36 protein-coding genes are annotated in these 23882 nt (G+C 59.9%); all 36 read right to left on the bottom strand.

Features of this window, described 5'->3' with window-relative positions; genetic code table 11:
* Window positions 1–53: 53 nt before the first annotated feature.
* The 36 genes from dsbD to recQ all read right to left on the bottom strand — a co-directional run bounded on the left by dsbD (window position 54) and on the right by recQ (window position 23750).
* A complete protein-coding gene (gene dsbD / locus U4Y90_RS28855) occupies window positions 54–1883 on the bottom strand; it encodes a protein-disulfide reductase DsbD (RefSeq protein WP_321799783.1) in 1830 nt (609 codons plus the stop codon).
* Entirely contained in the window at window positions 1876–2208 is a 333-nt protein-coding gene (cutA, locus tag U4Y90_RS28860; RefSeq protein ID WP_321799785.1) for a divalent-cation tolerance protein CutA, read from the bottom strand. Before cutA ends, dsbD begins: the two co-directional genes overlap by 8 nt.
* 157 nt (window positions 2209–2365) lie before the next feature.
* Window positions 2366–2761: a 50S ribosomal protein L17 gene (gene rplQ / locus U4Y90_RS28865; RefSeq protein ID WP_008344047.1), complete on the bottom strand. Its 396-nt coding sequence runs from the start codon at window positions 2759–2761 to the stop codon at window positions 2366–2368.
* Between the two features lie 139 nt (window positions 2762–2900).
* Complete coding sequence (locus U4Y90_RS28870) at window positions 2901–3878, bottom strand: DNA-directed RNA polymerase subunit alpha (RefSeq protein WP_044041638.1); 978 nt, start codon at window positions 3876–3878, stop codon at window positions 2901–2903.
* Window positions 3879–4012: 134 nt separating this feature from the next.
* Window positions 4013–4636 carry a 30S ribosomal protein S4 gene (gene rpsD, locus U4Y90_RS28875; protein ID WP_321799787.1) on the bottom strand — a complete coding sequence of 208 codons (624 nt, stop codon included), beginning with the start codon at window positions 4634–4636 and terminating at the stop codon, window positions 4013–4015.
* A gap of 149 nt (window positions 4637–4785) precedes the next feature.
* Window positions 4786–5190 (bottom strand): 30S ribosomal protein S11, encoded by a 405-nt coding sequence (gene rpsK / locus U4Y90_RS28880; protein WP_006052224.1) that lies wholly within the window; start codon window positions 5188–5190, stop codon window positions 4786–4788.
* 28 nt (window positions 5191–5218) lie between these two features.
* Window positions 5219–5584, bottom strand: a complete 366-nt coding sequence (rpsM, locus tag U4Y90_RS28885; protein ID WP_008344037.1) for a 30S ribosomal protein S13 — start codon at window positions 5582–5584, stop codon at window positions 5219–5221.
* Between the two features lie 41 nt (window positions 5585–5625).
* Complete coding sequence (gene rpmJ, locus U4Y90_RS28890) at window positions 5626–5742, bottom strand: 50S ribosomal protein L36 (protein WP_004199844.1); 117 nt, start codon at window positions 5740–5742, stop codon at window positions 5626–5628.
* A gap of 20 nt (window positions 5743–5762) precedes the next feature.
* Entirely contained in the window at window positions 5763–5981 is a 219-nt protein-coding gene (gene infA / locus U4Y90_RS28895) for a translation initiation factor IF-1 (RefSeq protein WP_004521905.1), read from the bottom strand.
* A gap of 8 nt (window positions 5982–5989) precedes the next feature.
* Window positions 5990–7336 (bottom strand): preprotein translocase subunit SecY, encoded by a 1347-nt coding sequence (gene secY / locus U4Y90_RS28900; RefSeq protein ID WP_008343935.1) that lies wholly within the window; start codon window positions 7334–7336, stop codon window positions 5990–5992.
* Window positions 7337–7377: 41 nt separating this feature from the next.
* Window positions 7378–7812, bottom strand: coding sequence for a 50S ribosomal protein L15 (gene rplO, locus U4Y90_RS28905; RefSeq protein WP_008343934.1), 435 nt, complete (start codon window positions 7810–7812; stop codon window positions 7378–7380).
* A gap of 31 nt (window positions 7813–7843) precedes the next feature.
* A complete protein-coding gene (gene rpmD / locus U4Y90_RS28910) occupies window positions 7844–8026 on the bottom strand; it encodes a 50S ribosomal protein L30 (protein WP_010106952.1) in 183 nt (60 codons plus the stop codon).
* 10 nt (window positions 8027–8036) lie between these two features.
* Entirely contained in the window at window positions 8037–8555 is a 519-nt protein-coding gene (gene rpsE / locus U4Y90_RS28915; protein ID WP_061170928.1) for a 30S ribosomal protein S5, read from the bottom strand.
* 14 nt (window positions 8556–8569) lie between these two features.
* On the bottom strand, window positions 8570–8935 hold the full coding sequence (gene rplR / locus U4Y90_RS28920; RefSeq protein ID WP_008343872.1) for a 50S ribosomal protein L18: 366 nt from the start codon (window positions 8933–8935) through the stop codon (window positions 8570–8572).
* Window positions 8936–8947: 12 nt separating this feature from the next.
* Window positions 8948–9481: a 50S ribosomal protein L6 gene (rplF, locus tag U4Y90_RS28925; protein WP_061163565.1), complete on the bottom strand. Its 534-nt coding sequence runs from the start codon at window positions 9479–9481 to the stop codon at window positions 8948–8950.
* A gap of 18 nt (window positions 9482–9499) precedes the next feature.
* On the bottom strand, window positions 9500–9895 hold the full coding sequence (rpsH, locus tag U4Y90_RS28930; RefSeq protein WP_321799790.1) for a 30S ribosomal protein S8: 396 nt from the start codon (window positions 9893–9895) through the stop codon (window positions 9500–9502).
* Window positions 9896–9909: 14 nt separating this feature from the next.
* Complete coding sequence (rpsN, locus tag U4Y90_RS28935) at window positions 9910–10215, bottom strand: 30S ribosomal protein S14 (RefSeq protein WP_008343864.1); 306 nt, start codon at window positions 10213–10215, stop codon at window positions 9910–9912.
* A gap of 7 nt (window positions 10216–10222) precedes the next feature.
* Window positions 10223–10762, bottom strand: a complete 540-nt coding sequence (gene rplE, locus U4Y90_RS28940) for a 50S ribosomal protein L5 (protein WP_087049859.1) — start codon at window positions 10760–10762, stop codon at window positions 10223–10225.
* A 14-nt stretch (window positions 10763–10776) separates the two neighbouring features.
* The gene (gene rplX, locus U4Y90_RS28945; protein ID WP_035967607.1) at window positions 10777–11085 is read right to left on the bottom strand and encodes a 50S ribosomal protein L24; all 309 of its coding nucleotides are present in this window, start codon (window positions 11083–11085) and stop codon (window positions 10777–10779) included.
* Window positions 11086–11094: 9 nt separating this feature from the next.
* Window positions 11095–11463 carry a 50S ribosomal protein L14 gene (gene rplN / locus U4Y90_RS28950; protein ID WP_006998478.1) on the bottom strand — a complete coding sequence of 123 codons (369 nt, stop codon included), beginning with the start codon at window positions 11461–11463 and terminating at the stop codon, window positions 11095–11097.
* 302 nt (window positions 11464–11765) lie between these two features.
* On the bottom strand, window positions 11766–12038 hold the full coding sequence (gene rpsQ, locus U4Y90_RS28955; protein ID WP_008343854.1) for a 30S ribosomal protein S17: 273 nt from the start codon (window positions 12036–12038) through the stop codon (window positions 11766–11768).
* Window positions 12035–12229 (bottom strand): 50S ribosomal protein L29, encoded by a 195-nt coding sequence (rpmC, locus tag U4Y90_RS28960; protein WP_321799823.1) that lies wholly within the window; start codon window positions 12227–12229, stop codon window positions 12035–12037. Before rpmC ends, rpsQ begins: the two co-directional genes overlap by 4 nt.
* A 10-nt stretch (window positions 12230–12239) precedes the next feature.
* A complete protein-coding gene (rplP, locus tag U4Y90_RS28965; RefSeq protein WP_008343852.1) occupies window positions 12240–12656 on the bottom strand; it encodes a 50S ribosomal protein L16 in 417 nt (138 codons plus the stop codon).
* A 2-nt stretch (window positions 12657–12658) separates the two neighbouring features.
* A complete protein-coding gene (rpsC, locus tag U4Y90_RS28970; RefSeq protein WP_035506762.1) occupies window positions 12659–13453 on the bottom strand; it encodes a 30S ribosomal protein S3 in 795 nt (264 codons plus the stop codon).
* Window positions 13454–13463: 10 nt separating this feature from the next.
* Entirely contained in the window at window positions 13464–13793 is a 330-nt protein-coding gene (rplV, locus tag U4Y90_RS28975; protein WP_007730533.1) for a 50S ribosomal protein L22, read from the bottom strand.
* Between the two features lie 12 nt (window positions 13794–13805).
* The gene (gene rpsS / locus U4Y90_RS28980) at window positions 13806–14081 is read right to left on the bottom strand and encodes a 30S ribosomal protein S19 (protein ID WP_008343850.1); all 276 of its coding nucleotides are present in this window, start codon (window positions 14079–14081) and stop codon (window positions 13806–13808) included.
* 10 nt (window positions 14082–14091) lie between these two features.
* The gene (rplB, locus tag U4Y90_RS28985) at window positions 14092–14919 is read right to left on the bottom strand and encodes a 50S ribosomal protein L2 (RefSeq protein ID WP_321799794.1); all 828 of its coding nucleotides are present in this window, start codon (window positions 14917–14919) and stop codon (window positions 14092–14094) included.
* A gap of 2 nt (window positions 14920–14921) precedes the next feature.
* Window positions 14922–15236, bottom strand: a complete 315-nt coding sequence (rplW, locus tag U4Y90_RS28990) for a 50S ribosomal protein L23 (protein WP_035967599.1) — start codon at window positions 15234–15236, stop codon at window positions 14922–14924.
* Window positions 15233–15853 carry a 50S ribosomal protein L4 gene (gene rplD / locus U4Y90_RS28995; protein WP_321799796.1) on the bottom strand — a complete coding sequence of 207 codons (621 nt, stop codon included), beginning with the start codon at window positions 15851–15853 and terminating at the stop codon, window positions 15233–15235. The genes rplW and rplD overlap by 4 nt, the downstream gene beginning before the upstream one ends.
* Window positions 15853–16512, bottom strand: a complete 660-nt coding sequence (gene rplC, locus U4Y90_RS29000) for a 50S ribosomal protein L3 (protein WP_321799798.1) — start codon at window positions 16510–16512, stop codon at window positions 15853–15855. Before rplC ends, rplD begins: the two co-directional genes overlap by 1 nt.
* A 220-nt stretch (window positions 16513–16732) precedes the next feature.
* Entirely contained in the window at window positions 16733–17044 is a 312-nt protein-coding gene (rpsJ, locus tag U4Y90_RS29005) for a 30S ribosomal protein S10 (RefSeq protein WP_006998489.1), read from the bottom strand.
* Between the two features lie 139 nt (window positions 17045–17183).
* Window positions 17184–18374: an elongation factor Tu gene (gene tuf, locus U4Y90_RS29010; protein ID WP_061120225.1), complete on the bottom strand. Its 1191-nt coding sequence runs from the start codon at window positions 18372–18374 to the stop codon at window positions 17184–17186.
* Window positions 18375–18427: 53 nt separating this feature from the next.
* Window positions 18428–20530: an elongation factor G gene (gene fusA / locus U4Y90_RS29015; RefSeq protein WP_061138395.1), complete on the bottom strand. Its 2103-nt coding sequence runs from the start codon at window positions 20528–20530 to the stop codon at window positions 18428–18430.
* A gap of 119 nt (window positions 20531–20649) precedes the next feature.
* Complete coding sequence (gene rpsG / locus U4Y90_RS29020; RefSeq protein ID WP_008343817.1) at window positions 20650–21120, bottom strand: 30S ribosomal protein S7; 471 nt, start codon at window positions 21118–21120, stop codon at window positions 20650–20652.
* A 183-nt stretch (window positions 21121–21303) separates the two neighbouring features.
* Window positions 21304–21684 carry a 30S ribosomal protein S12 gene (rpsL, locus tag U4Y90_RS29025; RefSeq protein WP_006053290.1) on the bottom strand — a complete coding sequence of 127 codons (381 nt, stop codon included), beginning with the start codon at window positions 21682–21684 and terminating at the stop codon, window positions 21304–21306.
* Window positions 21685–21902: 218 nt separating this feature from the next.
* Window positions 21903–23750 carry a DNA helicase RecQ gene (recQ, locus tag U4Y90_RS29030; protein WP_321799805.1) on the bottom strand — a complete coding sequence of 616 codons (1848 nt, stop codon included), beginning with the start codon at window positions 23748–23750 and terminating at the stop codon, window positions 21903–21905.
* Between the last annotated feature and the right edge of the window lie 132 nt (window positions 23751–23882).

Here is a 23882-nt window from a genome sequence, read left to right on the forward strand (position 1 = left end):
CTCTCTTGGCTGAGTTGCGAGAAGGGCGATGTTTTACGACATCGCCCTTTTTCTTACCCGTTCGAAGAACCGACCTTGTCGAGACTTTTCAGGAACGTATCTGCCGATTCGTAGCCGACCACGCGGGCGACTTCGTTGCCTTGCGCATCGAAGAAGATGATGCCGGGCGGACCGAACAGCTTGAAACGTCTGAGCAGAATCTGGTCGTTCGTATTGTTGGCGGTCACGTCCGCGCGCAGAAGGTTCAGTTGCGCGAGACGCGCCTGCACGCGGGCATCGGAGAAAGTCAGCTTCTCCATTTCCTTGCATGACACGCACCAATCGGCATAGAAGTCGAGCATCGCGGGGCGCGCCGCGGCTTTGACCGCCGAGTCCAGTTCAGCGGATGAACGCACCGGAGCGAAAGTCGGCCCTTGCACAGACGCCGACGTCGCCGACCCGCCTCGCGAAGCCAGGATGGCGAGCGGACGGAGCGGATCCGTCGAACCCGCAGCCAGACCGACGAGCAGGGTCGCCGCCCAGATTGCGAATGCCGCGCCGAGCCCGCGCCCGAGCCGCTTCCAGACGCCGACGGGCGTCGCCGCGCCCGACGAGAACAATCCGAGCGATGCAGCCGCGATCAACAACCAAAGCGCCGCGAGCAGCATTTGCGCAATGCCGCCGATGACCGGCCACACGATCCACAACGCGGCCGCGAGCAAGACCACGCCGAAAAACACCTTCACGCCGTCCATCCACGCGCCTGCGCGAGGGAGAATCGCACCCGCGCCCAGTCCGAGCATCAGCAGCGGCACGCCGAGCCCGATGCCCATCGCGAAGAGCGCCGCGCCGCCGAGCACCGCGTTGCCTGTATGCGCAATGAACGCGAGCACCGCGAAAAGGGGCGCGGTCATGCACGCACCGACAACGAGCGCCGACAGCGCGCCCATGACTGCGACCGCAGCGAACTTGCCACCGCCGCGTTTCTGCGATGCCTCGTTGACGCCGCTTTGCCAGCGTTCGGGCAGCGCGATATCAATACCCGAAATCAACGCGACGGCAAACACCGCGAGCAGCACGCCGAACGCGCCGAGCACCCACGGATTCTGCAGCCAGGCGCCGAGACTTTGTCCGATCAGCGCGGCGGCGATACCGAGCACGGTATAGACGAGCGCCATGCCGATCACATACGAAACGGACAGCGCAAATCCGCGCGAACGCGTCACCCTCGCGCCTTCTCCGACGATGATGGCGGACAGGATCGGGATCATCGGATACGAGCACGGCAAGAGACTCAGCACCATGCCCGCGAGGAAATACAGTCCGACGACGGTGAAGAATCCGCCGCCTTCGAGCATCGATTGCGCGTAGTCCGCGCTGGTCGCGCGCTCCAGCCAGGAGTCGCCCGTGTTGGCGGCCGTCGCCGCGGTGGGCGCTGCGCTCGCGGACTGAAGCGCGTCCCCGCGCACGCGATACGTCTTCTCCATCGGCGGATAGCAGATGCCGCCATCCGCGCAGCCCTGCGACGTCACCGCCAGTTCGAACGGACCATTGGCTTTCGTCACCGGAATGCGAATGATCAACACCCCGCGATATGTCTCGACATCCTTGTTGAACGTCTGATCGAAGTGGACCTTTCCGGCCGGAAGCTGCGCGGCGCCGATTGTCGCGTCGCCGCTCTTCACCGCGAACGCGAAGCGCTCACGGTACATGTAATAGCCGTCCGCGATCTTGTAGCGCACGTCCACTTCGCCCGGCTTTTCCGATGCGCTGAATTTGAACGCGACGTCGGGATCGAGGAAATCGTCGGCAGCGCGCGCGGCGCCCGACAGCAACGCGAACGCCGCGAGGAACAGGAACGCGCCGATAAATCGCCGCCCGATGAGACGAGAAAGCTCAAACATGAAGAGGACGCTGCGTTTCTGCGTTGATCCACTGACCGTAGCCCGGCGATGCATCCACCTGCCAGATCAGGATCTCGGGTGTTTCATACGGATGCCGAGTCTCGACGAAGCGCTGCAACTCCACACTCCGCGCGGTGCTCGTCTTGAACAACACCTGCACTTCCTGCGACAACTCAAGCCCGCCCTTCCAGTGATACTGCGACGACACCGCGCCGAGGTTCGTCACGCACGCGGCGAGTCGCTCGTCCAGGGCTGCTTTCGCGAGCGCATCGGCTGCGGCGGCGTCGGGCAGCGTGGACAACATCAAAACGACGGGGACGTTCACTCGAGGCACTCCGGAAAACTGCGGCAGGCTAATTGCATATCGTAGCATCGGCGGCGGACACGCACTTTTACACTCCGGTGCGCTGAAACGCCGCAGTCGGAAAGCGAAAAGGCCAGGCTTGGAGCCTGGCCTTTTCGTCAACAACCGAAAACGGAATTTATTCCGCTTCTTGCACTTCTTCCGTTTCTTCGACTTCCGGGCGATCCATCAACTGGACCAGCGCCATCGGAGCGTTGTCGCCGACGCGGAAACCGAACTTCAGGATGCTGAGGTAGCCGCCCGGACGGTTTGCGTAGCGCGGGCCGAGGACGTCGAACAGCTTCGCGACGGAATCACGATCGCGCAGGCGGTTGAACGCCAGACGGCGGTTCGCGAGCGACGGCTTCTTGCCCAGCGTGATGAGGGGCTCGACGACCTTGCGCAGTTCCTTGGCCTTCGGCAGCGTCGTCTTGATGACTTCGTGCTCGATGAGCGAATTCGACATATTGCGGAGCATTGCCAGACGATGGCTGCTCGTGCGGTTCAGTTTCCGCAGACCATGCTTGTGACGCATTTTCAGTTCCTTTAACGAGTTTTGATCCAGCTCTTCTATTGCGCCCTATTTGGGGAGCACGGGCCGGTCAGAGAAAAAGCAAGACGCGGATTTTAAAGGAAAATCCGCGTCTTTGCCAGTAACGCCTTCGACCTTCGAGTTACTTGTCGAGACCAGCCGGCGGCCAGTTTTCGAGCTTCATACCGAGCGTCAGACCGCGCGAAGCCAGGACTTCCTTGATTTCGTTCAGCGACTTGCGGCCCAGGTTCGGCGTCTTCAGCAGTTCGTTTTCCGTGCGCTGGATCAGATCGCCGATGTAGTAGATGTTCTCGGCCTTCAGGCAGTTCGCGGAACGAACCGTGAGTTCGAGGTCGTCCACCGGACGCAGCAGGATCGGATCGATCTGCGGCGCGCGCGACGGCGCTTCCGCTGCCGCTTCCGTGCCTTCCAGCGCTGCGAACACCGACAACTGATCGACCAGAATGCGAGCCGATTGACGGATCGCTTCTTCCGGCGAAATCACGCCGTTGGTCTCGATGTTCATCACGAGCTTGTCGAGATCGGTACGCTGTTCGACACGCGCGCTTTCGACGGCGTAGCTCACGCGGCGCACCGGCGAGAACGATGCGTCCAGCACGATGCGGCCGATGATCTTCGCCGACTCTTCGCCGTAACGGCGCACGTTGCCCGGCACATAGCCGCGGCCCTTCTCGATCTTGATCTGAACGTCGAGCTTGCCGCCCTTCGACAGGTGAGCGACCACGTGCTCCGGATTGATGACCTCGCAGTCATGCGCGAGTTCGATATCGCCGGCCGTGACAACGCCTTCGCCTTCCTTGCGCAGCGTCACCGTGACTTCGTCGCGGTTGTGCAGCTTGAAGACGACACCCTTCAGGTTCAACAGCAGGTTGACCACATCCTCTTGCACACCATCGAGCGTCGAGTATTCGTGCACGACGCCTGCGATCGTCACTTCGGTCGGCGCGTAGCCGATCATCGACGACAGCAGCACGCGCCGAAGCGCGTTACCCAAGGTGTGGCCATAGCCGCGTTCGAACGGCTCCATAACCACTTTCGCATGGTTCTCACCAAGCGATTCAACTGCAATGATCTTGGGCTTCAACAAACTGGTTTGCATAGGTTTTCCTTTTCAATACCCTCGGCTCGTTACACCGATAAGGCTGACCGGTAACAACCTGAAAATAAACAGCCGAGGCCACCCCTTGCCACGAGCAATCAGGCTCCCCGGCTGTCCATCCATTACCGCCGCGATTAACGCGAATACAATTCGACGATCAGGCTTTCGTTGATGTCGCCAGCGATGTCGCTACGCTCGGGCATCGACTTGAACGTACCTTCGAACTTCTTCGCGTCGACGGAAACCCAGCTCGGCATACCGCCTTGCTCGGCCAGCGAGAGCGCTTCGACGATACGAGCCTGCTTGCGCGACTGCTCGCGCACGGCCACGACGTCGCCCGACTTCACTTGAAGCGACGGGATGTTCGCGACTTGGCCGTTGACCATGATCGCCTTGTGGCTCACGAGCTGACGCGCTTCAGCGCGCGTCGAACCGAAGCCCATGCGATAGACGACGTTGTCGAGGCGCGACTCGAGCAGTTGCAGCAGGTTTTCACCCGTCGGGCCCTTGCGGCGATCGGCTTCAGCGAAGTAGCGGCGGAACTGACGCTCCAGCACACCGTAGATACGCTTCACTTTTTGCTTTTCGCGCAACTGGGTACCGTAGTCGGACGTACGTGCGCCCGAAGTGCGGCCATGTTGGCCGGGCTTGCTGTCGAGCTTGCACTTGTCAGCGAGGGAGCGGCGTGCGCTCTTCAGGAACAGATCAGTGCCTTCACGGCGGGACAGCTTGGCTTTGGGACCGGTATAGCGTGCCACGTTGCATCCTTAAATATTGATCACGCACACTTTCGTCTGCGCTAGTCCGAACCCTTTGGGTCGAACGGTGGGCTTAGTTAAAACTTACTAACGCACGAAACCCGCCGATACTTGCGCATCGACAGGCAACATGCGGTTGCGTCGACGTATTAGATACGACGGCGCTTCGGCGGACGGCAGCCGTTGTGCGGGACCGGCGTCACGTCGGAGATCGCGGTGATCTTGATGCCAAGACCATGCAACGCGCGCACCGCCGATTCGCGGCCAGGACCAGGGCCCTTGATCCGCACTTCGAGGTTCTTCACGCCGTATTCCATTGCCACGCGGCCAGCCGACTCGGCTGCGACCTGAGCTGCAAAGGGGGTCGACTTACGCGAACCCTTGAAGCCCTGACCGCCCGAGGTCGCCCATGCCAGCGCGTTACCTTGACGGTCGGTGATCGTGATAATGGTGTTGTTGAACGACGCGTGAACGTGAACCACGCCCTCGGCGACGTTCTTCTTGACCTTCTTGCGAACGCGTTGCGCCGCGGAGTTGTTCGAAGCCTTAGCCATTACGTTTTCCTGTAACTGTCAGTTCCGCTTACTTCTTCAGCGATTGCGCTGCACGACGCGGACCCTTGCGCGTACGGGCATTCGTGCGCGTACGCTGGCCACGCAGGGGCAGGCCCTTGCGATGGCGCATGCCGCGGTAGCAACCCAAGTCCATCAGGCGCTTGATGTTCATCGTCACTTCACGGCGAAGGTCGCCTTCGACGATGAACTTGCCTACTTCGTCACGCAGCTTTTCGAGGTCTGCGTCGGTAAGGTCCTTGACCTTCTTCGAAAATTCCACACCAGCGGCGGTGCAAATGCCGCGCGAGCGCGTGCGACCGATGCCGAAGATTGCCGTCAGGCCGATCTCGGTATGCTGGTGATTCGGGATGTTAACCCCTGCGATACGAGCCATTGTTTTTCCTCAAACAAAAAGCGCAAGCAAAAGCGCGGCGTTCAGCCTTGACGCTGTTTGTGGCGCGGATCAGAGCTGCAAATCACGCGCACAACGCCCTTGCGCTTGATGATCTTGCAATTGCGGCAAATGCGCTTAACCGATGCCATCACTTTCATGATATTACCCTTTTTTCAAATCACTTCGCCCGGAACACGATCCGCGCACGAGACAGATCGTAAGGCGTCAATTCAACCGTAACCTTGTCGCCCGGCAGAATGCGGATGTAGTGCATCCGCATCTTTCCGGAAATATGTCCCAGGACGACATGGCCATTTTCCAATTTCACCCGGAAAGTAGCGTTGGGAAGGTTTTCGATGACCTCACCCTGCATCTGGATAACATCGTCTTTGGCCATAGTCCTTATTAACGCATCGGGACGTTGCCACCCTTGAAGTTTGCCTTCTTGAGTAGCGATTCATATTGTTGCGACATAACGTACGACTGCACCTGAGCCATGAAGTCCATCGTGACGACGACAATGATCAGCAGCGACGTTCCACCAAAATAAAACGGCACGTTCCAGCGCAACACCAGAAACTCAGGCAGCAGGCACACGAATACGATGTAGATCGCACCAGCCAGCGTGAGACGCGTGAGGATGCGGTCGATATACCGTGCAGTCTGATCGCCCGGACGGATACCCGGAACGAAAGCACCGCTCTTCTTCAAGTTGTCGGCGGTCTCCCGGCTGTTGAACACCAGTGCGGTGTAGAAGAAGCAGAAGAAGACGATCGCCAACGCATACAGCAGCACGTACACGGGTTGACCGGGCTTCAGGGCCTCGGCCACATTGTGCAGCGTGTTCGCGAACCAGTTGGTGCGCGTACCCGAACTGAACCAGTTCAGGATGGTTGCCGGGAAGAGGATGATCGACGACGCGAAGATCGGCGGAATCACACCCGACATGTTCAACTTCAGCGGCAGATGAGACGACTGTCCGCCGTAAATCTTGTTACCGACCTGGCGCTTCGCGTAGTTCACGAGGATCTTGCGCTGACCGCGTTCGATGAACACGACCAGATACGTGACCGCCGCGATCAACACGACGATGATGATCGCCGAGATGATGCTCATCGAACCGGTGCGAACCAGCTCGAACAGACCACCGATCGCATTCGGGAAACCCGCCGCGATACCACCGAAGATGATGATCGAGATGCCGTTGCCGAGACCGCGCTCCGTGATCTGCTCACCGAGCCACATCAGGAACATCGTGCCCGTCACCAGCGTGACCACCGTCGTCAGACGGAACACCATGCCGGGGTCCAGCACGAGAGCCGGCTGGTTCTCCAGCGCGACCGCGATGCCGAACGCCTGGAAGGTCGCCAGAACCACCGTGAAGATACGCGTGTACTGCGTGATCTTCCGTTGTCCCGCCTGCCCTTCCTTCTTCAACGCCTCCATCTGCGGCGACACGATCGACAACAACTGCATGATGATCGACGCCGAAATGTAGGGCATGATGCCCAGCGCAAAGATCGTGAATCGCGACAGCGCGCCACCCGAGAACATGTTGAACATGCCGAGGATGCCGCCCGACTGGCTTTGGAACAGCTTCGCCAGTTGATCCGGATCGATGCCGGGTACCGGAATATGCGCACCAATGCGGTAGACGATCAGCGCCAGCAGCAGAAACACTGCACGCCGGCGCAGATCGCCAAATTTCGCCGCGCTCCGACCGGTTTTTGCGAGACTCGGGCTGTTAGCCAAGTACCTTCTCCGATGCTAGTGCTAGTAACGGCGAAAGCGCATTACTCGGCAAACGAGCCGCCAGCGGCTTCGATTGCTTCACGGGCGCCCTTCGTTGCCGTCAGACCCTTCACCGTGACCTTGCGCGTGATCTCGCCGGTCTTGATGATCTTCGCGCTCTTGATGAGCTCGCCGACCAGACCCGCTTGCTTCAGCGCCAACAGATCGATTTCGTCGACCGGCAGCTTTTCGAGATCAGCCAGGCGCACTTCACCGACGAATTCCTTCGTCAGCGAGGTGAAGCCTCGCTTCGGCAGACGACGCTGCAGAGGCATCTGACCGCCTTCGAAGCCGACCTTGTGAAAGCCGCCCGAACGCGATTTCTGACCCTTGTGGCCGCGGCCAGCGGTCTTACCGAGGCCCGAACCGATACCGCGACCGACGCGACGCTTAGCGTGCTTCGCGCCTTCCGCCGGCTTCAGGTTATTCAATTCCATGTTCAACTCCTTGGATCCTAGGGTCAGCCGCTTAGCCGATGACCTTAACGAGGTACGAGACCTTGTTGATCATCCCGCGCACCGCTGGCGTGTCCTGCAGCTCGGAAACCGAGTTGAGGCGACGCAGGCCGAGACCACGCACCGTCGCGCGGTGCGTTTCGCGGGTCCCGATCAGGCTCTTGACGAGCTGAACCTTGACAGTTTTTTCAGACATGGTGCCCACCTTAGCCCAGAATGTCTTCGACGGACTTACCACGCTTCGCCGCGATGTCGGCCGGGGTCGACTGCTTGCGCAGACCGTCCAGCGTCGCACGAACGAGGTTGTACGGGTTCGTCGAACCGTGGCTCTTGGCCACAACGTTTTGCACGCCCATCACGTCGAACACTGCGCGCATCGGGCCGCCAGCGATCACGCCGGTACCGTCCTTCGCCGGAGCGAGGAGGACCGCCGATGCGCCGTGCTTGCCGTGCACTTCGTGTTGCAGCGTGCCGTTCTTCAGGGGCACCTTGAACATGTTGCGGCGGGCTTGTTCCATTGCCTTCTGAACGGCAACCGGAACTTCCTTCGCCTTGCCCTTGCCCATGCCGACGCGGCCATCACCGTCGCCAACCACGGTCAGTGCGGCGAAGCCGAGAATACGGCCACCCTTCACGACCTTGGTCACGCGGTTGACCGAAATCATCTTTTCGCGCAGGCCGTCGTCGCGTTCGTCAGCCTGAACTTTCGCTTGCATCTTTGCCATGACGAATTCTTCCCTTAGAACTTGAGCCCGGCTTCACGCGCCGCATCAGCCAGCGCCTTGACGCGGCCGTGGTAGCGGAAACCCGAGCGGTCGAAGGCGACGGATTCGATGCCGGCTGCCTTGGCCTTTTCGGCGATACGCTTGCCGATCAAGGTCGCGGCATTGACGTTGCCGCCCTTGCCCGACTTGTCAGCCAGTTCAGCGCGCACTTCAGCTTCCAGCGTCGAGGCGCTTGCCACGACCTTCGTGCCGCATGCCGAGAACACTTGCGCGTAGATATGCGTATTCGTGCGATGCACGGCCAGACGCGGAACCTGCAGCTCAGCGATCTTGATACGCGTCTGACGAGCGCGGCGCAGGCGAGATTGAGTCTTATCCATGATTGCGCACCCTTACTTCTTCTTCGTTTCTTTGAGGATCACGACCTCGTCGGAATAGCGCACGCCCTTGCCCTTGTACGGCTCAGGCGGACGATAGCCGCGCACTTCTGCTGCGGTCTGTCCGACTTTCTGCTTGTCGATCCCCTTGATCACGATTTCGGTCTGCGACGGGGTTTCAGCCTTGACGCCTTCCGGCATCTGGTGCACCACCGGGTGCGAGAAACCCAGCGACAGGTTCAGCTTGTCGCCTTGCGCTTGCGCACGATAACCGACGCCAACCAGCGTCAGCTTGCGCTCGAAACCCTTGGTAACGCCCTGCACCATGTTCGCCACCAAGGCGCGCATCGTGCCGGACATCGCGTTTGCTTCGCGGCTTTCGTCCGTCGGAGCCAGCTTCAGGGTGCCGTTCTCGTTCGTCACCGCAACCAGCTTGTTCGCCGGTTGCGAGATCGTGCCGAGCGGGCCCTTCACGGTGATGACGTCGCCCTTGATCGCCACTTCCGCGCCTTGCGGCAGCGTAATCGGGCTTTTACCTACTCGAGACATGTTTCTTCTCCTTAGGCGTTAAGCGACGTAGCAGATGACTTCGCCACCGACGCCCGTCTGGCGCGCCTTGCGATCGGTCATCACACCCTTCGGCGTCGACACGATTGCAACGCCGAGGCCATTCATGACCTGCGGGATGTCGTTGCGACCGCGGTACACGCGCAGACCGGGCTTCGAGACGCGCTCGAGGCGCTCGATAACCGGACGGCCAGCGTAGTACTTCAACGCGATGTTCAATTCCGTCTTCGCACCTTCCGACTTGACTGCGAAGTCGTCGATATAACCTTCGTCCTTCAAAACCTGCGCAATCGCAACCTTGACTTTCGACGAGGGCATAGTCACCGAAACCTTCTCGACCATCTGCGCATTGCGGATGCGAGTCAGCATATCGGCGATAGGATCACTCATGCTCATTTATGTTTCTCCTATTACCAGCTCGCCTTGGTCAGGCCAGGGATTTCGCCGCGGAAAGCGATTTCACGAATCTTGCCGCGTGCGAGTCCGAACTTGCGGAACGTGCCACGCGGACGACCCGTGATCGCGCAGCGATTACGCTTGCGAGTGGGGTTCGAGTTACGCGGCAGTTGTTGCAACGCCAGACGCGCGAGGTAACGCTCTTCGTCGGACTTGCTTGCGTCGTCGATCACAGCCTTCAGCTCAGCACGCTTCGGAGCGTACTTGGCTGCCAGGCGCGCGCGCTTCTTTTCACGTTCGATCAGTGCCAGTTTAGCCACGGTAACCTCAGTTTCTGAACGGGAACTTGAAGCCGGCGAGCAGCGCCTTTGCTTCGTCGTCAGTCTTCGCGGTGGTCGTGATGCTGATGTTCAGCCCACGCAGCGCGTCGATCTTGTCGTAGTCGATTTCGGGGAAAATGATCTGCTCTTTCACACCGATGTTGTAGTTGCCACGACCGTCGAATGCACGGCCCGACACGCCACGGAAGTCACGCACACGCGGGAGCGCAACCGTCACGAAACGGTCGAGGAATTCGTACATCGCTTGACCGCGCAGCGTAACCATCGCGCCGATCGGGTAGCCCTGACGAATCTTGAAGCCTGCGATTGCCTTGCGCGCCTTCGTGATGACCGGCTTCTGGCCAGCGATCTTCGTCAGGTCGCCCACGGCGTTTTCGATGATCTTCTTGTCAGCGACGGCTTCGCCAAGGCCCATGTTAAGGGTGATCTTGGTGATGCGCGGCACTTCCATGATGGACTTGTAGCCGAACTTTTCGACGAGTTGCGGCACAACCTTTTCTTTGTAAATCTCTTGCAGACGAGCCATTTTTTAACTCCGCGTCAGGCGTTGAGCGTGGCGCCGGTCGACTTCAAGAAGCGAACCTTCTTGCCGTCTTCGACCTTGATGCCCACACGCGATGCCTTGCCGTTCGCGTCGACCAATGCGACGTTCGAAATATGCAGCGGCATCGTTTTGGCTTCCACACCGCCCGTCGTACCCTTCATCGGGTTCGGCTTCACGTGCTTCTTGACGAGGTTGATGCCCTCGACGGTGACACGGTCTTCCGCAACGACCAGCACGGTGCCGCGCTTGCCCTTGTCCTTGCCGGTGATGACGATGACTTCGTCACCCTTGCGAATCTTGTTCATCGCGACTCCTTACAGCACTTCCGGCGCGAGCGAAACGATCTTCATGAATCGTTCGCTACGCAGTTCACGCGTAACCGGCCCAAAAATACGCGTGCCGATCGGCTCGAGCTTCGTATTCAACAAAACGGCGGCATTGCCGTCGAACTTGATGAGCGAGCCATCCTGACGACGCACGCCCTTGGCCGTACGAACGACCACGGCGTTGTAGATTTCGCCCTTTTTCACGCGTCCGCGCGGCGTCGCTTCTTTGACGGTCACCTTGATGATGTCGCCAATGCTTGCGTAACGACGCTTCGAGCCGCCGAGCACCTTGATGCACATGACTTCACGCGCACCCGTGTTGTCGGCCACTTCAAGCCGAGTTTCGGTCTGGATCATGGTTTATCTTTCCCAACTTAATCCGATTGCACCACCATGGCACAGCCGGTCAGTCTTGGTCCCGTCAGCCAAATGGCTGCTTGGGTTAGAACAGGCAGCAACGGCAGACGAAACCCGCCATCGCAATCCGGTGAATCTGTCGACTCAGGCTGGCGCCCGAACCGGCTTCCCCCACCAATTTCGCCCGCGACGGGGCTCCCACAAAGAGGGAAGACCGAGATTATAACAAATAATCTCGGTCTTGCAAGCGAAACTTACTGCGATACAACTACTTACCGCATCGCGGCCCTACGACTTCCGCTTTAGATCACGCGCGCCGCTTCGACCAGCTTCGACACAACCCAAGCTTTCGTCTTCGAAATCGGACGAGTTTCCTGGATTTCGACGAGATCGCCTTCGTTGTACGTGTTCGCGTCGTCATGCGCGTGGTACTTCTTCGAACGCACGACGTACTTGCCGTAGATCGGATGCTTCACGCGGTGCTCGACCAGAACGGTGACCGTCTTGTCCATCTTGTTGCTGACGACCTTGCCGACCAGCGTCCGCTTGAGCGAGGTTTTTACGCTATCGTTCATTTCTGGTTCGCCTTCTCGGTCATGACGGTGCGCACGCGTGCGATGTCGCGACGGACCTTCTTCAGCTGGCTCGTGTTCGTGAGCTGCTGGGTCGCGAGTTGCATACGCAAGCCAAATTGCGCCTTGAGCAGATCCGACAGCTCCTTGTTGAGCGCGGTCTGGTCTTTCTGGCGAAGTTCAGTTGCCTTCATCATTTACTCCTTAGGCGCCGAGCTGACGAACCACGAAGTTCGTCTTGAGCGGCAGCTTGGCTGCGGCCAGACGGAACGCTTCGCGCGCCAGTTCTTCGGAGACACCGTCCATTTCGTACAGCATCTTGCCCGGTTGAATTTCAGCGACGTAGTACTCCGGGTTACCCTTACCGTTACCCATACGCACTTCGGCCGGCTTTTGCGAAATCGGCTTATCCGGGAAGATACGGATCCAGATCCGGCCGCCACGCTTGATATGACGCGTCATTGCGCGACGCGCTGCTTCGATTTGACGCGCGGTCAAACGGCCGCGACCGATAGCTTTCAGACCGTATTCGCCGAACGACACCGCGTTGCCGCGCGTCGCCTTACCGGTGTTACGACCCTTTTGCTCTTTGCGATACTTTCTGCGTTTCGGTTGCAGCATCGTTATTCTCCAGTCTTCGCGTCACCGCCAGCGCGACGGGGTGCACCACGACGCGCGCCAGCCGGAGCGCCTTCACCGTCACGGCGCGGACGGCGATCGCCACCCGGACGTGCGTTGCGGCGCGGACGCTTTTCTTCTGCCACTTCTTCCACCACCGGCGCTTCGTTGCGGCCCAGGGTGTCGCCCTTGTAGACCCACACCTTCACGCCGATGATGCCGTACGTGGTCTTGGCTTCCGACGTCGCGTAGTCGATATCGGCGCGCAGCGTATGGAGGGGCACACGACCTTCGCGATACCACTCGGTACGAGCGATTTCAATACCGTTCAGACGGCCCGCGCTCATGATCTTGATGCCTTGGGCGCCAAGACGCATCGCGTTCTGCATCGCACGCTTCATCGCGCGACGGAACATGATCCGGCGCTCGAGCTGCTGCGTGATGGAGTCAGCGATCAGCTGAGCATCGGTTTCCGGCTTGCGGATCTCTTCGATGTTGACGTGAACCGGAACGCCCATGCGCTTCTGCAGTTCAGCCTTCAGCGATTCGATGTCCTCGCCCTTCTTGCCGATGACTACGCCCGGACGCGAGCTGTAAATCGTGATGCGCGCGTTCTTCGCCGGACGCTCGATGACGACGCGACCAACCGAAGCGTTCTTCAGCTTCTTCTTCAGGTATTCACGAACACCGATGTCTTCCTGCAACATCGCCGCGAAATTGTTGTTGTTCGCGTACCAACGCGAAGCCCAATTGCGGCTGACGGCCAAACGGAAGCCAGTCGGATGAATTTTCTGTCCCATCGTTGGCTCCTTAATTCCCGACCGTCACAGTGATGTGACAGGATTGCTTCTCGATGCGGTTACCGCGACCCTTCGCGCGCGCGGTGAAACGCTTCAGCGAAGCAGCCTTGTCGACGTAGATGCTCGTGATCTTGAGCTCGTCGATATCGGCGCCTTCGTTGTGTTCCGCATTCGCGATCGCAGACAGCACGACCTTCTTGACGATACCCGCCGCCTTCTTCGGCGAGAACGTCAGAACGTTCAGCGCCTTGTCGACCGGCAAACCACGAATCTGGTCAGCCACAAGGCGCGTTTTCTGCGCCGAGATGCGGGCACCGCGATGAATTGCTTTCACTTCCATCTTGATTGCCCCTTATTTCTTGGCCTTCTTGTCGGCCGCGTGACCCTTGAACGTACGGGTCAGTGCGAACTCGCCAAGCTTGTGGCCGACCATGTTTTCCGTGACATACACCGGAACGTGTTGACGGCCGTTGTGAACAGCGATCGTCAGACCGATGAAGTCCGGCAGAATCGTCGAACGACGCGACCAGGTCTTGATCGGCTTCTTGTCACGCGTCGATGCAGCCGCCTCAACCTTCTTCAGCAAATGAGCGTCGCAGAACGGACCTTTTTTAGCAGAACGTGTCATTGCCTACTCCTTAACGCTTGTGACGGCGCTGGACGATCATCGTCGTCGTGCGCTTGTTGCTACGGGTGCGATAACCCTTCGTCGGCGTGCCCCACGGGCTCACCGGATCGCGACCTGCAGCCGTCTTACCTTCACCACCGCCGTGCGGGTGATCAACCGGGTTCATCGCAACACCACGGACCGTCGGGCGGATACCGCGCCAGCGATTCGCGCCAGCCTTACCGATTTGACGGAGGCTGTGCTCTTCGTTGCCGACTTCACCGATGGTCGCGCGGCACTCGACGTGCACGCGGCGGATTTCGCCTGAACGCAGACGCACTTGAGCGTAGACGCCTTCGCGCGCCAGCAGCATGGCCGACGTACCAGCCGAACGCGCCATTTGCGCGCCCTTGCCCGGCAGCATTTCGATGCAGTGGATCGTCGTACCGACCGGAATGTTGCGGATCGGCAGTGCATTACCTGCGCGGATCGGCGCTTCCGAGCCGGACAGCAGTTGCGTGCCGACCGTCACGCCCTTCGGCGCGATGATGTAGCGGCGCTCGCCGTCTGCGTACAGAACCAGCGCGATGTTCGCGCTACGGTTCGGGTCGTACTCGAGACGCTCGACCTTTGCCGGAATGCCGTCCTTGTTGCGACGGAAATCGACGATACGGTAATGCTGCTTGTGACCGCCGCCCTGGTGACGCGTGGTGATACGGCCGTTGTTGTTACGGCCCGCCGACTTGGATTGCGTGTCGAGCAGCGCTGCGTGCGGCTTGCCCTTGTGCAGATCCTTGTTGACGATCTTGACCATCGCGCGGCGACCCGGCGAGGTCGGCTTAACTTTCACGATTGCCATGGTTACTTGGCCTCCGCTTCAAAGTTGATTTCCTGGCCGGGCTTCAGGCAGACGTACGCCTTCTTCACGTCCTTGCGCTTGCCGTTGAAGCGGCCAAAGCGCTTTGCCTTGCCCTTCGTGACGAGCACGTTGACGGAATTGACTTCGACCTTGAACAGCAGCTCGACAGCAGCCTTGACTTCCTGCTTCGTGGCGTCCGGTGCGACTTCGAACACGACTTGTTCGTTCTTGTCGGCAACCAGCGTCGCCTTTTCGGAGATCACCGGCGCGAGCAGAACTTGCATCAAACGATGATCGTTTTTGCGAACTTCGCTCATGACAGCAACTCCTCGATCTGAGCGACCGCAGCCTTCGTGATCAGCACTTTCTTGAAGTAGATCAGCGAGAGCGGGTCGGCGTAACGCGGCTCGACAACCGCCACGTGGGCGAGGTTGCGCGACGCGAGGTACAGGTTTTCGTCGACCGTATCGGTGATGACCAACACGGAGTCGAGACCCATCGCCTTGAATTTATCGGCCAGCAGCTTGGTCTTCGGGGCTTCGAGCGCCAAGTCTTCAACCACGGCGATACGGCCTTCGCGAGCCAGCTGCGAGAAGATCGAGCAGAGGCCTGCGCGATGCATCTTCTTGTTGACCTTGTGCGAGAAGTTCTCTTCCGGCGAATTCGGGAAGATGCGACCACCGCCACGCCACAACGGGCTCGACGACATACCGGCACGAGCGCGGCCCGTACCCTTCTGACGCCACGGCTTCTTGGTGGTGTGCTTGACCTGCTCGCGATCCTTCTGCGCGCGGTTGCCGCTACGTGCGTTCGCTTGATAAGCGATGACGATCTGGTGAATCAGGGCTTCGTTGTAATCGCGACCGAACACGACGTCCGATGCGTTCACGCCAGCGCCTTCCTGACCATTGGCATTCAGGAGCTTAAGTTCCATTATTTCGCTCCTTTCACAGCACGCGTCTTGACGGCCGGGGTCACGAAGACCTTACCGCCCTTCGCACCCGGAACAGCACCGCGCACGAGCAGCAGATTGCGCTCAGCGTCGATGCGGGCGATTTCGAGGTTTTGAACCGTCACGGTGACGTCACCGAGGTGACCCGTCATGCGCTTACCCGGGAACACGCGCCCCGGATCCTGTGCCATACCGATCGAACCCGGAACGTTGTGCGAACGCGAGTTACCGTGCGATGCGCGGCCCGAAGCGAAGTTGTAGCGCTTGATCGTACCGGCGTAGCCCTTACCGATCGACGTGCCTTGCACGTCAACTTTCTGACCGACTTCGAAAATATCCGTACCGACCACAGCGCCGTTCGACAGTTCGCCTGCCTTGGCCGTATCGATATGGAATTCCTTGAGGATTTCACCGGCTTGAACGCCGGCTTTGGCGAGGTGGCCCGCCAACGGCTTCGTCACGCGCGACGCGCGGCGAGCACCGAATGCAACCTGAACGGCGGTATAACCATCCGTTTCAACGGTCTTGATCTGCGTCACGCGGTTGTCCGACACGTCCAGCACGGTGACGGGGATCGAATCCCCTTCAGGCGTGAAGATACGGGTCATGCCAACCTTGCGACCTACGAGTCCAAGGCTCATCGTTTTCTCCATTCCCAACTGCGATTGGTCGGGGCTGATTTACAAATGCCGGCTTCGTTACGAGAAACTGGGTCGGCTTTCTTACGTCTTGACTTGCTTTCTTTCCGTGCGCATAGGCGCGAAAAGCCTTGGAGTATAACAAGGCTTTTCGAATCCCGCAAGCAATCAACGACTTAGCTTCATCTGGCGGCTTGTAGGCCGGCCAGCGGGCTTTGTGGACTTACTGCAGCTTGATTTCGACGTCGACGCCAGCCGGCAAGTCGAGCTTCATCAGCGCGTCGACAGTCTTGTCCGTCGGATCGACGATGTCCATCAGGCGCTGGTGGGTACGGATTTCGAGCTGGTCGCGCGACGTCTTGTTGACGTGCGGCGAACGCAGGATGTCAAAACGCTGAATACGCGTCGGCAGCGGCACCGGACCACGGACGATCGCGCCAGTCCGCTTCGCGGTGTCGACGATTTCGGCTGCCGATTGATCGATCAGGCGATAGTCGAAAGCCTTCAGACGAATGCGGATTTTCTGGTTCTGCATGACGATTCCTTGAAAAGAGCGAGGCGGTATTGCACCGCACATGAGCAAAAGAGCGTAGGACCGGATACCCGTTGAGGACGGGCATCCGGCCCCGGTTTTACTGCCTTACTGCGAGTTCAAATCGAGCAAGCCCGATATTTTACTCGATAATCTTTGCCACGACACCGGCGCCGACGGTACGACCGCCTTCACGGATGGCGAAACGCAGACCTTCTTCCATGGCGATCGGCGCGATCAGTTTCACCGTGATCGACACGTTGTCGCCCGGCATCACCATTTCCTTGTCCTTCGGCAGCTCGATCGAGCCCGTCACGTCCGTCGTACGGAAGTAGAACTGCGGACGGTAGTTGTTGAAGAACGGCGTGTGACGGCCGCCTTCGTCCTTGCTCAGCACGTACACTTCAGCCGTGAAGTGCGTGTGCGGCGTGATCGAACCCGGCTTGGCCAGCACCTGGCCACGCTCCACGTCTTCACGCTTCGTGCCGCGCAGCAGGATACCGACGTTGTCGCCTGCCTGACCTTGGTCGAGCAGCTTGCGGAACATTTCCACGCCCGTGCAGGTCGTCTTCACCGTCGGCTTGATACCGACGATTTCGATTTCCTCGCCGACCTTCACGACACCGCGCTCGACGCGGCCCGTCACCACCGTGCCACGACCCGAGATCGAGAACACGTCTTCCACCGGCATCAGGAACGAACCATCAACTGCACGCTCCGGCGTCGGGATGTACGAATCCAGCGCGTCGGCCAGGTTCATGATCGCCACTTCGCCCAGTTCACCCTTGTCGCCTTCCAGCGCCAGCTTTGCCGAACCCTTGATGATCGGGGTGTCGTCGCCCGGGAAGTCGTACTTCGAGAGCAGTTCGCGCACTTCCATTTCGACGAGCTCGAGCAGCTCGGCGTCGTCCACCATGTCGCACTTGTTCAGGAACACGATGATGTACGGCACGCCGACCTGACGGGCCAGCAGGATGTGCTCACGCGTTTGCGGCATCGGGCCGTCAGCGGCCGAGCACACCAGGATCGCGCCGTCCATCTGCGCGGCGCCCGTGATCATGTTCTTCACGTAGTCGGCGTGGCCCGGGCAGTCGACGTGGGCGTAGTGGCGATTAGCCGTTTCGTACTCGACGTGCGCGGTGTTGATGGTAATACCACGTGCCTTTTCTTCCGGCGCTGCGTCGATCTGGTCGTACGCCTTCGCTTCGCCGCCGAACTTCTGCGTGAGAACCGTCGTGATCGCTGCCGTCAGCGTGGTCTTGCCGTGGTCAACGTGACCGATCGTGCCCACGTTCACGTGCGGCTTGGTCCGCTCGAATTTACCTTTTGCCATGATTACCTTCGTTCAAAGTTGGTTATCGGTTAAAGCTTGTGGCTTGCGCCGAATTACTTGCCCTTCGCGTTGATGATCGCGTCGGCAACGTTACGCGGAGCTTCAGCATAGTGCTTGAATTCCATCGTGTACGTCGCGCGGCCTTGCGTCAGCGAACGCAGCGAGGTCGAGTAGCCGAACATTTCCGACAGCGGCACTTCGGCACGGACGATCTTGCCGCCACCAACCATGTCTTCCATGCCCTGGACGATACCGCGACGGCCCGACAGGTCGCCCATCACGTTGCCCATGTAGTCTTCCGGCGTTTCGACTTCCACAGCCATCATCGGTTCGAGAATGACCGGGCTTGCCTTGCGCATTGCTTCCTTGAAGGCCATCGAACCGGCCATCCGGAACGCGTTTTCGTTCGAGTCGACGTCGTGGTACGAGCCGAACGTCAGGTGAACCTTCACGTCCACGACCGGGAAGCCAGCCAGCACGCCCGACTTCAGCGTTTCCTGGATACCCTTGTCCACGGCCGGGATGTATTCGCGCGGAATCACGCCGCCCTTGATCTCGTCCAGGAACTCGTAGCCCTTGCCCTGCTCGTTCGGCTCGAGCGTAATGACCGCGTGACCGTACTGGCCGCGACCACCCGACTGCTTGACGAACTTGCCGTCGACGTCTGCTGCCGTCGTGCGGATCGTTTCGCGGTATGCAACCTGCGGCTTGCCGACGGTCGCTTCCACGTTGAATTCGCGCTTCATGCGATCGACCAGAATTTCGAGGTGGAGCTCGCCCATACCCGAAATGATGGTCTGGCCCGATTCCTCGTCCGTCTGGACGCGGAACGACGGGTCTTCCTGCGCGAGACGATTCAGCGCCAGACCCATCTTCTCCTGGTCAGCCTTCGTCTTCGGCTCGACAGCCTGCGAAATCACCGGCTCCGGGAAAATCATGCGTTCCAGGACGATCGGGTGCTGCGGATCGCACAGCGTGTCGCCCGTGGTCGCTTCCTTCAGGCCGACGGCTGCCGCGATGTCGCCCGCGCGCACTTCCTTGATTTCTTCGCGCTGGTTCGCGTGCATCTGCAGAATACGACCGAGACGTTCCTTCTTGTCCTTGGTCGCGTTCAGCACGGTGTCACCCGAATTCACGACGCCCGAGTACACGCGGAAGAAGATCAGCTGACCGACGAACGGGTCCGTCATGATCTTGAACGCCAGCGACGAGAACTTCTCGTCGTCGGCTGCGCGACGCTCGGCCTTCTCACCGCTTTCGAGCTCGCCCGTAACCGGGGGAATGTCGACCGGCGACGGCAGGAAGTCGATCACGGCGTCGAGCATGCGCTGCACGCCCTTGTTCTTGAACGCGGTGCCGCACAGCATCGGCTGGATTTCGCACGCGATGGTCCGGTCGCGAATCGCCTTGACGATTTCCGCTTCCGACAGCTCTTCGCCGCCGAGGTACTTTTCCATCAACTCTTCGCTGGCTTCGGCAGCCGACTCGATCATCTTCTCGCGCCACTCGTTGCACGTGTCGACGAGTTCAGCCGGGATGTCGACGTAGTCGAACTTCGTGCCTTGCGACGCTTCGTCCCAAATGATCGCTTTCATCTTCAGGAGGTCGACGACGCCCTTGAAGTTTTCTTCCGCGCCGATCGGCACCACGACGGGAACCGGATTTGCCTTCAGGCGGGTCTTCAGCTGGTCATAGACCTTGAAGAAGTTCGCGCCGGTACGGTCCATCTTGTTGACGAACGCGAGACGGGGAACCTTGTATTTGTTCGCCTGACGCCACACGGTTTCCGACTGCGGCTGCACGCCGCCCACCGCACAGTAGACCATGCACGCGCCGTCGAGGACGCGCATCGAGCGCTCCACTTCGATCGTGAAGTCGACGTGGCCCGGGGTGTCGATGATGTTGATGCGGTGCTCGGGATAGTTGCCGCCCATGCCCTTCCAGAAGGCCGTGGTAGCAGCCGACGTGATGGTGATGCCGCGCTCTTGCTCCTGCTCCATCCAGTCCATCGTTGCTGCGCCGTCGTGAACTTCACCGATCTTGTGGTTCACGCCCGTGTAGAACAGGATGCGCTCGGTCGTCGTCGTCTTGCCGGCGTCGATGTGAGCGCTAATACCGATATTGCGGTAGCGCTCGATAGGTGTCTTGCGAGCCACTTTGGATCCTTTTTTCGGTCGACGCGCCGGCGGATTGCCGGGCGCGCCCTAACACAAACGGGCGAGGCGCCGAAACTAGCGCACCCGCCCTGATTTTCCGTTTGCCCGTGAGCGGGAGCTTAGAAACGGAAGTGCGAGAATGCCTTGTTGGCTTCTGCCATGCGGTGAACTTCGTCGCGCTTCTTCATCGCGCCACCACGGCCTTCGGCCGCTTCCTGCAGTTCACCCGCGAGACGCAGGGCCATCGACTTTTCGCTGCGCTTCTTCGCGGCTTCACGCAACCAACGCATCGCCAATGCCATACGACGCGAGGGACGCACTTCGACCGGAACCTGATAGTTGGCACCACCAACGCGACGGCTCTTCACTTCGACCACCGGCTTCACGTTGTTGAGCGCAACCGTGAACACTTCCAGCGGGTCCTTGCCACCCTTGGTCTGGATCTGTTCAAAAGCGCCGTACACGATACGCTCGGCAACCGACTTCTTGCCGGAGAGCATCAGCACGTTCATGAACTTGGCTACATCTACGTTGCCGAATTTCGGATCCGGCAACACTTCCCGCTTGGGGACTTCGCGACGACGCGGCATGATTCTTCCTTTACTTTTTCAGTTGGAGCTATTTTTCAGCTCCGCGGCCACCAACTAACCCGATCCATCTATTCGACTAAACCAGCTTGGCCGGGTGACCACTTACTCGATAGCACCGGCACTTCCGGCACCACCGCCTTAACCGCCTTGCGGCGACCTGATTCCTTGCTTCGGACCGGCGACTTACTTGCCAGCCTTGGCGCGCTTCGCACCGTACTTCGAGCGAGCTTGCTTACGATCCTTGACGCCCTGGGTATCCAGCGAGCCGCGAACCATGTGGTAACGCACACCCGGCAAGTCCTTCACACGGCCGCCGCGGATCAGCACGACCGAGTGCTCTTGCAGGTTGTGGCCTTCACCGCCGATGTACGAAATGACTTCGAAACCGTTGGTCAGGCGAACCTTGGCGACTTTACGGAGTGCCGAGTTCGGCTTCTTCGGCGTCGTCGTGTACACGCGGGTGCACACACCGCGACGCTGCGGGCAGTCCTGCAGGGCCGGCGACTTGCTCTTCGTCGTTTCCGACGTGCGGCCTTTGCGAACCAGTTGATTGATGGTTGGCATTGTCTAATCCTAAAAATGAACAGAATCCACGCAATTCTTACGGGCAAAGCGAAAAGAATTGCGTGTTTAATAGTCTCGCCAATGGATTCCACGATTCGCATCCGGCAATAAGCCAGATCCGAAGGCGAACCAAAAACGAGAACCAAGCATGATATTCCGAAAATCGCAATCGGGTCAATACGTTGCAACGATTTCGAAGGAAATTCGGGCGATGAACGTCAATCCGATCCGACGACGTCGAGCAGTTCGTCGCCGAACCGTTCGAGTTTGCGCACGCCAATGCCCGGAATATGGCGCAAATCATCGATCGTATCGGGATCGCTGCGCGCGATTTCCGCGAGCGTGGCGTCGTGGAAGATGACGTAGGCGGGAACGCCGTCGCTCTTCGCGGTTTCCGCTCGCCAGGCGCGCAGGCGCTCCCAGCGGCCCTTCTCCCGCGGCGACATTCCGGCGGTAGGGTCTGCGCGTTCGCCCGTGCGGCTGGACGACTGTCGTGAGCGAGTAGGCTTCACATACTTGCGCAATGTGACGCTCTCTTCGCCCTTGAGCACGGGCTTGCTGGCGTCGGTCAGAACGAGCGCGCCGAAGCCCTCGTGATCGACGGCCAGGTACCCGAACGCGACCAATTGCCGGAACACCGCGCGCCATTCGGGTTCCGATAGCGCGGCGCCGACGCCGAAGGTCGAGATCTTCTCGTGTCCGCGCTGCAGGACCTTTTCGCTACGCGTGCCGCGCAGAATATCGATCAAATGCCCGGCGCCGAAATGGAACCCGCTCGCTCTTTGCGCGCGATACACGCAAGACAGCGCCATCTGCGCCTCGCGCGTGGCATCGAAGGATGCGGGCGGCTCAATACAGGTATCGCAGTTGCCGCACGGCTTGCTCGTCTCGCCGAAGTACGCGAGCAGACGCACGCGGCGACACGACGCGACTTCGCACAAGCCGAGCAACGCATCGAGCTTGCCGGTCTGTACGCGCTTGTGGGCGTCGTCGGCTTCGGATTCGTCGATCATCTTGCGCTGCTGCACGACGTCGCCCAATCCGTAGGCCATCCATGCGTTCGCTGGCAAACCGTCGCGGCCCGCGCGGCCCGTTTCCTGATAGTAGCCCTCGACGCTCTTCGGCAAATCCAGATGCGCGACGAAGCGCACGTCCGGTTTGTCGATGCCCATGCCGAATGCGATCGTCGCGCACATGACGATGCCCTCCTCGCGCTGGAACATCTCCTGATGCTTCTGCCGCGTCTCGAACTCCATGCCAGCGTGATACGGCAACGCGCGGATGCCCTGGCCCTTCAGCCAGTCCGCGGTTTCCTCGACTTTGCGACGCGACAGACAATAGACGACGCCCGCATCGGTCGTGCCGTCCTTGTTCGTATGCTCGGCACGGATGAAGTCGAGCAATTGCGAGCGCGCGTTGTCCTTTTCGACGATCCGATAGCGAATGTTCGGCCGATCGAAGCTGGAAACGAAGATGCGCGCGTCGTCGAGCGCGAGGCGATGAACGATTTCATCGCGCGTGATCGCGTCAGCGGTCGCGGTCAGCGCGATGCGCGGCACATCCGGAAAGCGCTCGTGCAGCACCGAAAGCTGAATGTACTCCGGGCGAAAATCGTGGCCCCATTGCGACACGCAATGTGCTTCGTCGATCGCGAACAGACCGACCGGCGCGCTGTCGAGCAGATCGAGAAATCGCGGCGTCATCAGACGCTCTGGCGCCACGTACAGCAAGTCGATTTCGCCGTTGCGCAGCGCGCGCTCGGTCGCGGCGGCTTCGGCACCTGAAAGCGTGGAATTGAGATATGCGGCGCGCACGCCGACTTCAGTCAACGCTGCAACCTGATCCTGCATGAGCGCGATCAGCGGCGACACGACAATGCCCGCGCCGAACCCTGCCTCACGGCGCACGAGTGACGGGATCTGATAGCAGAGCGACTTGCCGCCGCCCGTCGGCATCAGCACGAGCGAATCGCCGCCGTTCGCGACATGCTCGACGATCTCCGCCTGTTGTCCGCGAAATGCGGGATAGCCGAAGATTTCGTTGAGTATTTCGAGCGACCGGGACATGGAAAGAAGCGCGCACTGCGACGTGAGAGATATCGAATTCTACCAACGCATCCACGCGCACCGACGCGTTCGAATACATCGTTGGCCAAACGGGAGAGGTGACGAAGCCGCAATCGACAGACGAAAAAAAAC

Origin of the sequence: Caballeronia sp. J97 (assembly GCF_905220305.1) — a bacterium.
GTDB lineage: Bacteria > Pseudomonadota > Gammaproteobacteria > Burkholderiales > Burkholderiaceae > Caballeronia.

Excerpts from the sequence above, each read along its gene's own strand:
- dsbD (WP_321799783.1), bottom strand. The coding sequence starts at position 1,883 with ATGTTTGAGCTTTCTCGTCTCATCGGGCGGCGATTTATCGGCGCGTTC.
- rplQ (WP_008344047.1), bottom strand. The coding sequence starts at position 2,761 with ATGCGTCACAAGCATGGTCTGCGGAAACTGAACCGCACGAGCAGCCAT.
- U4Y90_RS28870 (WP_044041638.1), bottom strand. The coding sequence starts at position 3,878 with ATGCAAACCAGTTTGTTGAAGCCCAAGATCATTGCAGTTGAATCGCTT.
- rpsK (WP_006052224.1), bottom strand. The coding sequence starts at position 5,190 with ATGGCTAAGGCTTCGAACAACTCCGCGGCGCAACGCGTTCGCAAGAAG.
- rpsM (WP_008344037.1), bottom strand. The coding sequence starts at position 5,584 with ATGGCTCGTATCGCAGGGGTTAACATCCCGAATCACCAGCATACCGAG.
- rpmJ (WP_004199844.1), bottom strand. The coding sequence starts at position 5,742 with ATGAAAGTGATGGCATCGGTTAAGCGCATTTGCCGCAATTGCAAGATC.
- infA (WP_004521905.1), bottom strand. The coding sequence starts at position 5,981 with ATGGCCAAAGACGATGTTATCCAGATGCAGGGTGAGGTCATCGAAAAC.
- rplO (WP_008343934.1), bottom strand. The coding sequence starts at position 7,812 with ATGGAATTGAATAACCTGAAGCCGGCGGAAGGCGCGAAGCACGCTAAG.
- rpmD (WP_010106952.1), bottom strand. The coding sequence starts at position 8,026 with ATGTCTGAAAAAACTGTCAAGGTTCAGCTCGTCAAGAGCCTGATCGGG.
- rpsE (WP_061170928.1), bottom strand. The coding sequence starts at position 8,555 with ATGGCAAAGATGCAAGCGAAAGTTCAGGCTGACGAACGCGACGACGGC.
- rplR (WP_008343872.1), bottom strand. The coding sequence starts at position 8,935 with ATGGATAAGACTCAATCTCGCCTGCGCCGCGCTCGTCAGACGCGTATC.
- rplF (WP_061163565.1), bottom strand. The coding sequence starts at position 9,481 with ATGTCTCGAGTAGGTAAAAGCCCGATTACGCTGCCGCAAGGCGCGGAA.
- rpsH (WP_321799790.1), bottom strand. The coding sequence starts at position 9,895 with ATGAGCATGAGTGATCCTATCGCCGATATGCTGACTCGCATCCGCAAT.
- rplE (WP_087049859.1), bottom strand. The coding sequence starts at position 10,762 with ATGGCTCGTCTGCAAGAGATTTACAAAGAAAAGGTTGTGCCGCAACTC.
- rplX (WP_035967607.1), bottom strand. The coding sequence starts at position 11,085 with ATGAACAAGATTCGCAAGGGTGACGAAGTCATCGTCATCACCGGCAAG.
- rplN (WP_006998478.1), bottom strand. The coding sequence starts at position 11,463 with ATGATCCAGACCGAAACTCGGCTTGAAGTGGCCGACAACACGGGTGCG.
- rpsQ (WP_008343854.1), bottom strand. The coding sequence starts at position 12,038 with ATGAACGATAGCGTAAAAACCTCGCTCAAGCGGACGCTGGTCGGCAAG.
- rpmC (WP_321799823.1), bottom strand. The coding sequence starts at position 12,229 with ATGAAGGCAACTGAACTTCGCCAGAAAGACCAGACCGCGCTCAACAAG.
- rplP (WP_008343852.1), bottom strand. The coding sequence starts at position 12,656 with ATGCTGCAACCGAAACGCAGAAAGTATCGCAAAGAGCAAAAGGGTCGT.
- rpsC (WP_035506762.1), bottom strand. The coding sequence starts at position 13,453 with ATGGGACAGAAAATTCATCCGACTGGCTTCCGTTTGGCCGTCAGCCGC.
- rplV (WP_007730533.1), bottom strand. The coding sequence starts at position 13,793 with ATGGAAGTGAAAGCAATTCATCGCGGTGCCCGCATCTCGGCGCAGAAA.
- rpsS (WP_008343850.1), bottom strand. The coding sequence starts at position 14,081 with ATGACACGTTCTGCTAAAAAAGGTCCGTTCTGCGACGCTCATTTGCTG.
- rplB (WP_321799794.1), bottom strand. The coding sequence starts at position 14,919 with ATGGCAATCGTGAAAGTTAAGCCGACCTCGCCGGGTCGCCGCGCGATG.
- rplW (WP_035967599.1), bottom strand. The coding sequence starts at position 15,236 with ATGAGCGAAGTTCGCAAAAACGATCATCGTTTGATGCAAGTTCTGCTC.
- rplD (WP_321799796.1), bottom strand. The coding sequence starts at position 15,853 with ATGGAACTTAAGCTCCTGAATGCCAATGGTCAGGAAGGCGCTGGCGTG.
- rplC (WP_321799798.1), bottom strand. The coding sequence starts at position 16,512 with ATGAGCCTTGGACTCGTAGGTCGCAAGGTTGGCATGACCCGTATCTTC.
- rpsJ (WP_006998489.1), bottom strand. The coding sequence starts at position 17,044 with ATGCAGAACCAGAAAATCCGCATTCGTCTGAAGGCTTTCGACTATCGC.
- tuf (WP_061120225.1), bottom strand. The coding sequence starts at position 18,374 with ATGGCAAAAGGTAAATTCGAGCGGACCAAGCCGCACGTGAACGTGGGC.
- rpsG (WP_008343817.1), bottom strand. The coding sequence starts at position 21,120 with ATGCCGCGTCGTCGCGAAGTCCCCAAGCGGGAAGTGTTGCCGGATCCG.
- rpsL (WP_006053290.1), bottom strand. The coding sequence starts at position 21,684 with ATGCCAACCATCAATCAACTGGTTCGCAAAGGCCGCACGTCGGAAACG.
- recQ (WP_321799805.1), bottom strand. The coding sequence starts at position 23,750 with ATGTCCCGGTCGCTCGAAATACTCAACGAAATCTTCGGCTATCCCGCA.